General features: G+C 70.4%; 11 protein-coding genes. 9 read left to right on the top strand and 2 right to left on the bottom strand.

All coding sequences use genetic code 11. The annotated features are described in order from the left end of the window. Nucleotides 1-361 precede the first annotated feature (361 nt). From ACFRAC_RS33185 to ACFRAC_RS33210, 6 genes are all read left to right on the top strand, one after another. Nucleotides 362-1,042, top strand: coding sequence for a hypothetical protein (locus ACFRAC_RS33185; protein ID WP_382937556.1), 681 nt, complete (start codon nt 362-364; stop codon nt 1,040-1,042). A 119-nt stretch (nt 1,043-1,161) separates the two neighbouring features. After that, nucleotides 1,162-1,446: a hypothetical protein gene (locus ACFRAC_RS33190; protein WP_382937558.1), complete on the top strand. Its 285-nt coding sequence runs from the start codon at nt 1,162-1,164 to the stop codon at nt 1,444-1,446. Continuing rightward, nucleotides 1,443-1,712, top strand: a complete 270-nt coding sequence (locus tag ACFRAC_RS33195; RefSeq protein ID WP_382937560.1) for a hypothetical protein — start codon at nt 1,443-1,445, stop codon at nt 1,710-1,712. Before ACFRAC_RS33190 ends, ACFRAC_RS33195 begins: the two co-directional genes overlap by 4 nt. A gap of 214 nt (nt 1,713-1,926) precedes the next feature. Further along, nucleotides 1,927-3,171: a choice-of-anchor Q domain-containing protein gene (locus ACFRAC_RS33200; RefSeq protein WP_382937563.1), complete on the top strand. Its 1,245-nt coding sequence runs from the start codon at nt 1,927-1,929 to the stop codon at nt 3,169-3,171. A gap of 29 nt (nt 3,172-3,200) precedes the next feature. Continuing rightward, nucleotides 3,201-4,862 (top strand): carboxylesterase/lipase family protein, encoded by a 1,662-nt coding sequence (locus ACFRAC_RS33205; protein WP_382937567.1) that lies wholly within the window; start codon nt 3,201-3,203, stop codon nt 4,860-4,862. Next, nucleotides 4,859-6,226: a phenylacetate--CoA ligase family protein gene (locus tag ACFRAC_RS33210; RefSeq protein WP_382937569.1), complete on the top strand. Its 1,368-nt coding sequence runs from the start codon at nt 4,859-4,861 to the stop codon at nt 6,224-6,226. The genes ACFRAC_RS33205 and ACFRAC_RS33210 overlap by 4 nt, the downstream gene beginning before the upstream one ends. Here ACFRAC_RS33210 and ACFRAC_RS33215 read toward each other — a convergent pair. Further along, nucleotides 6,133-7,491: an RNA-guided endonuclease InsQ/TnpB family protein gene (locus ACFRAC_RS33215; RefSeq protein ID WP_382937571.1), complete on the bottom strand. Its 1,359-nt coding sequence runs from the start codon at nt 7,489-7,491 to the stop codon at nt 6,133-6,135. The two genes, ACFRAC_RS33210 and ACFRAC_RS33215, sit on opposite strands and share 94 nt — an antisense overlap. Here ACFRAC_RS33215 and ACFRAC_RS33220 point away from each other — a divergent pair. Beyond that, a complete protein-coding gene (locus ACFRAC_RS33220) occupies nt 7,479-7,664 on the top strand; it encodes an Arc family DNA-binding protein (protein ID WP_382937576.1) in 186 nt (61 codons plus the stop codon). The two genes, ACFRAC_RS33215 and ACFRAC_RS33220, sit on opposite strands and share 13 nt — an antisense overlap. An 80-nt stretch (nt 7,665-7,744) precedes the next feature. Here ACFRAC_RS33220 and ACFRAC_RS33225 read toward each other — a convergent pair whose 3' ends face one another. Then, nucleotides 7,745-8,395 (bottom strand): TetR/AcrR family transcriptional regulator, encoded by a 651-nt coding sequence (locus tag ACFRAC_RS33225; RefSeq protein WP_382937582.1) that lies wholly within the window; start codon nt 8,393-8,395, stop codon nt 7,745-7,747. 576 nt (nt 8,396-8,971) lie between these two features. On the opposite strand from ACFRAC_RS33225, the gene ACFRAC_RS33230 reads away from it, so the two are divergent. Both ACFRAC_RS33230 and ACFRAC_RS33235 read left to right on the top strand, forming a co-directional pair. After that, complete coding sequence (locus tag ACFRAC_RS33230) at nt 8,972-9,142, top strand: DUF5670 family protein (protein WP_011113206.1); 171 nt, start codon at nt 8,972-8,974, stop codon at nt 9,140-9,142. A gap of 741 nt (nt 9,143-9,883) precedes the next feature. Next, nucleotides 9,884-10,024, top strand: coding sequence for a DnaJ C-terminal domain-containing protein (locus ACFRAC_RS33235; RefSeq protein WP_382937587.1), 141 nt, complete (start codon nt 9,884-9,886; stop codon nt 10,022-10,024). The last annotated feature ends 73 nt before the right edge of the window (nt 10,025-10,097 follow it).

The following is a 10,097-nucleotide window of genomic DNA, read 5'->3' on the forward strand; positions in this document are numbered from 1 at the left end:
CAGGCCGGGTCGAAGCGAGCCGACGGCGCTCCTTATGCATCTCAACGGACTGCGGTGCGCCGGGGATTGGGCGGATTGACTCAGATGCAGCTGTTCAACCGGATGTGGATGGTTGGTGGTTGCCGGTGGGGATGGAACTCCGTGTCGTTGGGGGAGGGACGGGCTGTGGTACCACGTTCCCAGTACGACAGGAGGAGCCAGCAGAGGCCGCAGGCACCGAAGGCCGCGTCCCAGGCCGGTGGGAGAGGGGCTGATGGCGGAGGCGTCTGCGCTGGACTGCCCCGGCAGATCACGGGCATCCGCTGAGCGGTAACCAAGATACCGCGCGGGTATCGGGCCGAGTCGACACTGAGGAAAGGGAATGCAGTTGCCTATCCGGATCGCTTGTGGCTCAGCGCTCGTCGCCATTGTGCTGTCCTTCGCGGTCGTTCCGGCGTCCGCCGTCGGCGACGGAGCGCGAGCCAACCACTCCTGTGGCGATATGCGGCTGACGGGCTCACTGCCCGCGCCGCCCGCGGGCATGGCCGTACAGCAGGAGGTCTCGATCGGCGCCGACTGCAGGCCACGACCTGGTGAGGCGCGGCTGATACCGCTCGGCCGGGCCGAGGGAACCGCCGCAGGGGCTGGGATCAAAGACACCGAGAGCGGCCGGCACGGGCTCTCCAGTTGGAACGAAATGTACGACTGCTGCAACATCCGTATGACCGGCCTGTACTTGACGTCGCGCTGGACCACCGGCGGCGGTGTCGTGAGCGCGGCCACCGACGCCACCCAGCAGTGGAACCGGGAGCCGTGGGACGCGGGCTGGTCGCGGAAGTCGGCCACCGAAAGCGTCGACTGCGCCACTGGCTGTTCCGTCTACCGCAGCGAGGCACACGCGGACTTCACCTACCGGGGCATCTTCGACGCGACCGGGACCTGGTACGCCAACACCCACCACTCGTACGTCGAGATCAAGGCCGTAGGCACCGTCTCCTGCCACTTCGAGGTGGATCTGCGTCACACCTTCGTGGGCTGGAACTGGCGGCGCGGCTGCGCCTGACGGTCCCCCCGGGGCCGCCGGAACGCTGCGCACCGAACAACGATCTGTCAACCGCGCTGTCACCCGTCGACGTGCCCACGCCGTCGCGGTAGCCAGTGAGCGGGCGATCATCACTTCGCTTGGCAGCGAACCACGGTCACGGCATCCGCTACGGCAACCACCCCGGCTCGGTCACCGCCGCCGACTTCAAGCCCGCCCAGCTCCAGACGGCCGCCCAGCCCGGCCTGCCCCTCCCGCCGATCCTGATCACCGGTGACGTCGAGGACGCCCAAAAGTTCGCCGCCGAGCACGGGCCCGTGATCTACAAGCCGTTCCGCGGCCTGCCGCCGGCGAAGAGGGGAACACCGCCGCGACCTGGGCCCAGCGCGCCGTCCGCGACACCTTCGACGAGTCCTTGGCGGTGACCGCCCACCTGTTCCAGGCGCGGATCCCCAAGACCGGCGACGTGCGCGTCACCGTGGTCGGCTGTCGCGTCTTCGCCCAGCGCATCGCGGCGCCGGACGGTGCCCTCGACTGGCGCTGCGGCGACTGGGACGCCCTGGTCCACGCCCCCATCGCCGTGCCGGCGCCCATCGAGGCGGCGCTGCACCGCTACCTGGAGGCGTTCGGCCTGGTCTTCTCCCGATGTACGGCAGCGCTCCACTTCGGCCGTTTCTCTGTCGGCGCGTAGACACGGACCGCTCTGAATGGAACGCTCCCTACAGACGCGCGGACCTTAGTTCTCCCGCTCTGCCGCTTCTTCTTCCGCTCGTCGGTCGGCGTCGCCGCTCCCAGCGCAACCACGCGCCGTTATCCGCACGAGCCGCGCACCCCCACCAATGCCCAGTTCCCGCAGCCACCGATTCCTCGTACGCCCAGATTCCTCGCCAGGAGGAGTTCACCGCATGAGAGTCCGAGTCACCCCTGCGACACTCGCCGCCACCGTCCTCGCCATCACGGCGCCACTCACCGCCACCACTACCGCCACCGCGGCCCCGGCCGCCGGCCCAGCGGAGTTCGTCGTGGACACCACCTCCGACGCGGTGGACGCCGATCCGTCGGACGGCTGGTGCCGCACCGCGTCGGGCGCGTGCAGCCTGCGTGCCGCCGTCATGGCCGCCAACGCCCGGCCGGGCAGTACGGTCACACTGCCCCCCGGACATTACCGGCTCACGATCCCGCCCGACCCCCGGCTGATCATCGGCGACCATCCCGACCCGACCACGGGGGACCTGAACGTCGACGCACCCACCACGATCCAGGGCGCCGGCGCTCGGAGCACCGTCATCGACGCCAACCACCTGGACCGGGTCTTCCGCCTGCGGGCGGACACCCGCATGTCCGATGTGACGATCACCGGGGGAAGGGCCAAGCAGCGCGAACTGCCTTTCACCGACACCGGTGGCGGTGGCATCGCCAACGCAGGACACCTGACGCTGCGTCGGGTCGCCGTGACCGGTAACTCCGCCGGCTACGGCGGCGGCGTCTTCAACATCCCGGACTCCCACCTGGATCTCGTCGACAGCACGGTCAGCCAGAACGCCGCCGGAGAGGCCGGCGGCATCAGATTCGACGACAGCGGCACCGTGACGAACTCGACGATCGCCGACAACCGCGTGACCAACCCCGGCGACCGCCCCGGCAGCCTCGGCGGCTACGGCGGAGGCATCGACATCCGCGGCCTGGGAGCCGTGCAGATCCTCAACTCGACCATCACGAGGAACAGTTCCAGCGACGGCGGAGGCGGAATCAACATTGCGCCGGCCTACCTGGACAGCCTGCCCGCGCCCATCCCCGACATCGTCGATCTGCCACTGGGGCGCATGACCCTGCGCAACTCCGTCGTCGCGGGCAACACCGTCGACGGCGCGGCCGCCGACTGCGAGAAGGCCTTCGCCACCATCACGTCGCTGGGCCACAACATCGACGGCGACGGCAGCTGCCGGCTCTCGGCCGCGGGCGATCTGCCCAGTCGTGACCCGCTGGTCGGACCGCTGGCGAACCATGGCGGCCCCACGGACACCGTGGCGCTGCTGCCGGGCAGTCCCGCCCTGGACGCGGCCGAGGGCTGCCCGGCCACCGATCAGCGCGGCGTCACTCGCCCGCAGGGCGCCACCTGTGACATCGGCGCATACGAGCACACGCCATGATGCCCCAACCCCGACATCTGGAGCGAAGGATGAGAGCCCCGAGCCTGCGCCCCACTTTGGCCCGCGCCACAGCCGCCGTCGCGGCCCTGCTCCTGTCACTGACCGTTCCTGCGCCCACTGCCCGCGCCGCTTCCGCCCCCGACTCCCTGGTCGTGCCTACCGACCGCGGCTGGGTGCGGGGCGCGGCCGTCCACGACGGCGGGCGGGTCTTCCAGGGGATCCCGTTCGCCGCCCCGCCGACCGGTGAGCTGCGCTGGCGTCCGCCGCGCCCCGCGCCGCGATGGTCAGGCGTACGGAACGCCACCGCACCGGCCCACCCCTGCCCCCAGTCACCCCTGACGCTGCTCCCCGACGGCGGCCCCGTCCTGCCCGGCGAGTCCCACCGCACGGGCAGCACCGTGGAGGACTGCCTGTACCTCAATGTCCGGACACCCGCCCGCACCGGCAACCGCCCCCTTCCGGTCCTGGTGTGGCTGCACGGCGGAGGCAACGTCCACGGCGCGGGCAGCGACTACGACGGCAGCGCCCTGGCCGCGCGGGGTGTGGTCGTGGTGACCGTCAACTACCGCCTCGGGGCACTGGGGTTCCTGGCCCACCCCGCCCTGTCGGCCGAGAGCCCGGACCACGCCTCGGGCGACTACGGCCTGATGGACCAACAGGCCGCCCTGCGCTGGGTGCGGCGCAACATCGGTGCCTTCGGTGGCGACCGGCACCGGGTGACGCTCGGTGGCCAGTCCGCCGGATCGGCGGACACCTGCCTCCACGTCGCCTCGCCGACCGCGAAAGGCCTGTTCCACCGGGCGATCCAGCAGAGCGGAGCCTGCGCCGCGGACGGCGGTCTGACACCCCTCCCGCTCGACGCGGCCGAGCGAAAGGGAAGCGGCTTCGCGGCCTCGGTCGGCTGCACCGACCCGACGACCGCGGCAGGCTGCCTGCGTGCCCTGCCCACCACTGAGCTCGTCCGCGCCACCGGGACAGGGGCCGCCTCCCTGTGGGCCCCCAACACCGGCCCCGGTGTCCTGCCCCGCCCTCCGCACACGGCGTGGGCCGATGGACGAGTGAACGCGGTCCCGACGCTGAGCGGGAACACTCATGACGAATACCGCTACTTCACCGCGCTGTACGTGGATCTGCTCGGCGGCGGCCCTCTGACCCCCGACTCGTACGCCGACCTCGTCCGGCTCCAGCACGGCAACCGCGCGGCCGCGGTCCTGGACATCTACCCGGTCTGGGCCTATCCGTCCGCCAACCTGGCCTACTCCGCCATCGGCACCGATCAGCGGTTCGCCTGCCCGGCACGGGCCGACAACCGGCTGTACGGCAGCCGGGCGCCCGTCTACGCCTACGAGTTCCACGACGCCCAGGCACCGCCGTTCATCCCGGCACCGCACACGCCGCAGGGTGCCTTCCACGCCTCCGAACTCGCCTATCTGTTCCCCATGGACTCGGTGGCGCCCCTGACGCCCGCCCAGCGGCGGCTGTCCGCCACGATGACCGCCTACTGGGCCCGCTTCGCGGCCACCGGCGACCCCAACGCGCCCGGGACTGAGCCCTGGCCGCGCTACACGGCCGACGGGGACCGTATCCAGGTGCTGGCCCCGGACCGGGTAGGACCCACCACCGGGTTCGCTGCCGACCACCACTGCGCGTTCTGGCAGCCCGCTTCCGTTCCCGGAGGAGCCGTGCGATGACATCGACACTCGCCCTGATCCGGGACGGGCGCCGGACGCTGCGGCAGGGCCCGGACGTCCTGGCACACCGGCAGCGCGAACGGCTGGCCGCGATGATCGACTTCGCCCGCACCCACTCCCCGTACTACCGCGAGCTGTACCGGACGCTACCCGAACGCGTCGAGGATTCCGCCCTGCTGCCGGTCACGCGCAAGCAGAACCTGATGGCGCGTTTCGACGACTGGGTCACCGATCCCGAGGTGACCATCGAACGCGTACGGGCCTTCGTCGCGGATCCCCGGCAGGCCGGCGAGCGCTTCCTGGGCCGATACCTGGTCACCACCACCTCCGGAACGACCGGCCACCGGGGCCTGTTCCTGCTCGACGACCGCGCGGCGGCGGTGGTCAGGGCCCTGTCGCTGCGGGCCGCCCGGCGTACCCTCACGCCCGTGGTGACGGCCCGGTTGCTCGCCCGCCGCATGCGGGCGGCGCACATCGTGGCCACCGGCGGCCATCTGGCCGCGTACACCGTCATCGTCCGCTCCCGCGCGGCCGGTCGGCTGCCCGCCCGGGGCAGCCGGGTGCTGTCGGTGCACAGCCCGCTGCCCGAGCTGGTGGACCAGCTGAACCAGTACCGCCCGGTGTTCCTGGCCGGCTACGCCACTGTGATCGCGCTACTCGCCGGCGAGCAGCTGGCCGGTCGGCTGCGTATCGCCCCGGCCGCGGTGTCACTGCTGGCCGAGGGCGTCAGTGACCACGACCACCGCAGGATCCGCTCTGCCTTCGGGTCGCACCTGGTCGACACCTACGGCTGCAACGAGAGCCTCGCCCTGGCCTACGGCTGCCCGTCGGGATGGCTCCACGTCCACAGCGACTGGCTGATCCTGGAGCCCGTCGGCTCCGACCTCCGCCCCACCCCTCCGGGCCAGGAGTCCTTCACCGTGCTCCTGACCAGCTTGTGCCGATGGGCACAGCCGATCCTGCGCTACGACCTCGGCGACAGCGTTCTGCTGCGTCCTGACCCGTGCCCGTGCGGAGACCCGCTCCCCGCGATCAGAGTACGCGGCCGCGCGGCCGAGGTGCTGTCTTTCCCACGCCGGGACGGGGGCAGCGTGCACGTCGTGCCGATGGCCTTCGAGACCCTCCTGGAAAGCATCCCGGGTATCGACCTGTTCCAAATCGTCCAGACGGCGCCCACTTGCATCCGCGTGCGGATCCTGTCCGCCGCCGCAGCAGATCGGGAGCGGCTGTGGACGGCGGTGCGAAAGGAGATGGTCGCCCTGCTCACCGCTCACGGCGCGGGCCAGGTGAGGGTCGAACGCGCCCACGAGCCACCCGAGCAGTCTGCGGGCGGCAAGTACCGGGTCGTCATTCCCTGGCCTTGACATCCTCCCCTCCCTGAAGGGAGGGGATTGCTGGCTCGGGCTGCCTCCGGGAGCGGTGCTCCCGGAGGTCTTACGCCGTCGGCACCAGCCGGGTTGAGACCAGCCCGGGCGAGTATCACGCGGGCGGAGTTCTTGTCCCTGGGGGATACGACTCCGCACGCGGTGCAGGTGTAGGTACGTTCCGAAAGAGGAAGTGCGTGCTTGGTTCTCGCTCCGCACGACGCGCAGTCCATGGTGGTATGTGCGGGATTGACGAGGCGGATGTCCCGCCCGTGCTTGCGACCCGTCTCGATCAGGGCGGTCTTGGTGGCGCCGATCGCGGCGTCCGCCGCCTTGCGCGCCATCGTGGACTTGGCGAGGAACTTCGGCCGGAAGTCCTCGACGGCGATCGCATCGTGGTCGCGGACCACGGACTTGGCCCATGTGCGGGCGGTGTCCTGCCGCTGCCGGGCGACCTTCTTGTGCAGCTTCGCGGCCTGCAGCTGCGCCTGCTGGTAGCCCCTGGACGCGGCCTGTCCGCGTGCGGGCTTACGGCGGGCCGTCATCCGCTGGTAGCGGGCGAGTTTGTGTGCGGCGTTCTTCCCATGCTGGGAGTGGGGGAGGTCGTGGGCGTCGGACGTGGTGGTCGCGGTCTCCTTGACGCCCCAGTCCACGCCGAGGATACGGCCCGTGGCCGGGAGCGGCTGGGCTTCGGTGGCGACGACGACGAACGACGCGTACCAGTGCCCGACGCTGTCGCGGTACACGCGCGCCGAGGACGGTGCGCAGGGCAGGTCCCGCGACCACACCACCGTGAGCACGATCCCGCCCGCGAGGTGCAGACGTCCGTCCTTCAGCCGCAATCCCCGCGTGGTGTAGTTCAGCGTCGGCAGCGTCTCACGCTTCTTCTTCACCCTGGGCATGCCCGCGCGCTGCCGGATTGGCAACCGCTTCTCGATGTCCTTCAGCGCCTTGGACCTCGCCTTGGCGAAGTCCCGGATGGCCTGTTGCTGCGGCACCGAAGCACCGTCGCGCAGCCACGACAATGTGGCGCGGGCTTCGGTCAGCATCTTGTCGAGCTGGGCCGGGCCGCACGTCAGCTTGTCGTCCGGGTGTGCGCGGTTGTGGGCGTGTATCTGCCGGGACTTGGCGACGCATTCGTTCCAGGTCCACCGGCAGCGGTCCCACTCGGCGAGCAGGCCGGTGCGGGCGGTCGACGACACGCGCAGTCGGTAGGTGTACCGAGCGTGCCCGGCATCCTCCTGCTGCTTCCGTGGCGTCGTCATGGCATGATTTTAGCAAGGACGATGAGAAGCGGATCTCTCTCCGCCTGCCAACGGAACTGCACGCACGCCTCGTTGAAGCGGCCCGCGCCGACCGGCGTTCCCTCAACTCCGAGATCCTGCATCTGCTCGAGGTCGCCCTCACCACCGTGAACGGCGACGACCAATCGCCCTGACGGCGATTGCTCTTTCCTTGCCCTGCTCCGCAGGGGTCCGATTCCTCCCCGGCCTGAAGGCTGGGGCATCCTCGGAGGTATCAGGTGACGCCCGGCGACGGGGCGTCCTCGCCAGGGACGCCCCGCATCGGAACGCCGTGGCAAGCCGCCAGCGCCAGCAACGCCACGCGCAGTGGTCCGGTCTCCAGGACGGTATCCGGCTCGAACCAACGGGCCACGGCGGTTCCGCTCGCCATCCTCAGGGTGAAGCGCGCCAACTCGTCCGCTGCCTCGGGGCGGTCACGCAGCGCGAAGACGGAACTCACCGAATCCCGGGCCCAGGTCACCAGCGCGTCGCGGTAGTGACGCACCTCGGCCACGGCCGCGGCACTGGCGTCCTGCCGCACCATGCCCAGCCCCAACAGCAGCTTCACACCACGCGGTTGGCGCTGGAAGGCGTCCCCGACCTCCATGAGAAAGGTGTCCAGACGCTGCGCGACGTCGGCGCCCGGCACCTCGGCCGAGGGCAGAGCCGCCAGTAGCGCGGTCCTGGCGCGCTCCAGCACGGCGACGTAGATCCCCTCCTTGCTGCCGAAGTGCCAGTAGATCGAGCTGACCGGCAGACCGCACGCGGCGGAGATCATCGAGATGGACGTGGCAGCGTAGCCGTGGCGCGACATCAGGTCGGTGGCGGTGTCGAGTATCGCGTCACGGGACCGCGCGCCGCGGTCCTGGGCCGGTGCCTCCGTCATACGGCGACTCTAGTGGAAGCACAGGCAGTACCGGTCGATGCGGCGTGCGTTGCTGGAAGCCGCGCCGGAGGTGTCCACCGGGCGTGGTGGCACGACGCCGGCGTCGAGTTGTGATCGTGCCGCAGACGCGGGGTCCGGCACGCGCATTGTTCTCACAGTTCTCGGTGGGTGCCGGGGCCGGCGTGCGGGGGCGGCGGGGACGCGGCGACTCCGGGTCCTTCCCGAACAGCGCTTGCCGGCTGGACCGCGAAGGAAGTCGACGGTGGTGTCGCCCTGGCCACCGAGCTGTCGCGGTGGCCCGGCGGCCGTGCCCTGTACGACCCCAGCGCCGACGAGCCGCGCACACCGGGCCCGGTGACCGCCTGCCGCATCCGCTATTCCGGCGACACACTCTGACCACAGGCCCGGCACCCCAGTTGACGAGGCGGAACTGCGGTGCGTGAGGGGTGGAACTGGGGGAACCAGTCATGGCGCTCGGCGCCCGCGCATATGCCCCGCACCGCGCGGAAATAACTCCCGTTTTATGGGCTTGTCGGCCTGAGGTAAGGGCATCTGGTGGCCAGGAGGTTGATAACGATGGTTCCCCTGCTTCTGGTTCTTCTGCTGGCCCTGATCCTCTTCGGTGCGGGTTTCGCGCTGAAGGCGCTGTGGTGGATCGCGGTGATCGTGCTCGTCGTGTGGCTGCTGGGCTTCGTCGTCCGTACGGCGGACAGTGGCGGCCGCAAGGGCCGCTGGTACCGCTGGTAGCCGATACGCCACGCGAGAGGTGAGAGGGGCTCGGCCGGATACGGCAGGGCCCCTCTCACGTGACCAGCCCTTCCTGTGCGAACGGTTGGGAGGAATCGGGCGTATCGGACGCATCGCAGGGTGCGTGAGTGATGCACCGGCCCCGCAGGCCCGGCAGTGGAACCCTGCTCCTCCTGTCTGCGGGGCCGCTGCGCACGGCTCCTGCCGGACGTACCGGTCGACGTGCCAGCCGGACAGCCCCGAGCGGCCGGCATCGAGTCAGGGCTGTACCAGGCGGTGCAGAGCGAGTCGGGCGAGGGGGCGTAGGCGAGCAGGACGAGCTGCGGGCCGCCCATGGTCAGGCTCGTGTTGGTGCCGCGGCCCTGTGGCCTGACCTCGTGGTGCAGTCTGATCTGGATGCGTCCCAGGCGTACCCGCCACGTCCAGGTGCGGCGGTCAGGGTCGACGGCTTCAACGACGAAGGCGACATGGATGCCGGCGACTGATCCACCGTGCCGCTCAGGCCGGGACTCAGGCGGCGGCCCTCACAGTGGACGGCCTTGGTCTGGGGGGACCAGGAAGCCCACTGGTCGACGCCGGCGTAGCGCTGCCAGACCGTATTGGGGCAGGCCGCGCCAGTAGCGCTAAGGGTCATGCGTGCCACGACAGAGGGGAGAGCCGCTGTGGCGGCTGGGGGGTCGGAGCGGGTGGCATCGGTCTGGTCCTGAGGTGTGGTGAGGGACCTGCAAGGGAGAGGGCCGGATCGTCCGGGAGCAGCAGACCTACCAGGTCCGCATCCCCGCGAGCATCAGGGACGGCCAGAAGGTACGCATCCGCGAGCTCGGTGGTCCCGGCAAGCACGGCGGTGCGCCAGGAGGCTTAGACGTCATCTCATTTGGCTGAGTAGGCTGCTGGCTGTGGTGAGGATCGTTGAGCGGCTGGTGCCGGATGAGTTGTGGGAGCTGTTTCAGCGGGT

Source organism: Streptomyces sp. NPDC056628 (assembly GCF_042792555.1).
In the GTDB taxonomy this organism is placed as follows: Bacteria; Actinomycetota; Actinomycetes; order Streptomycetales; family Streptomycetaceae; genus Streptomyces.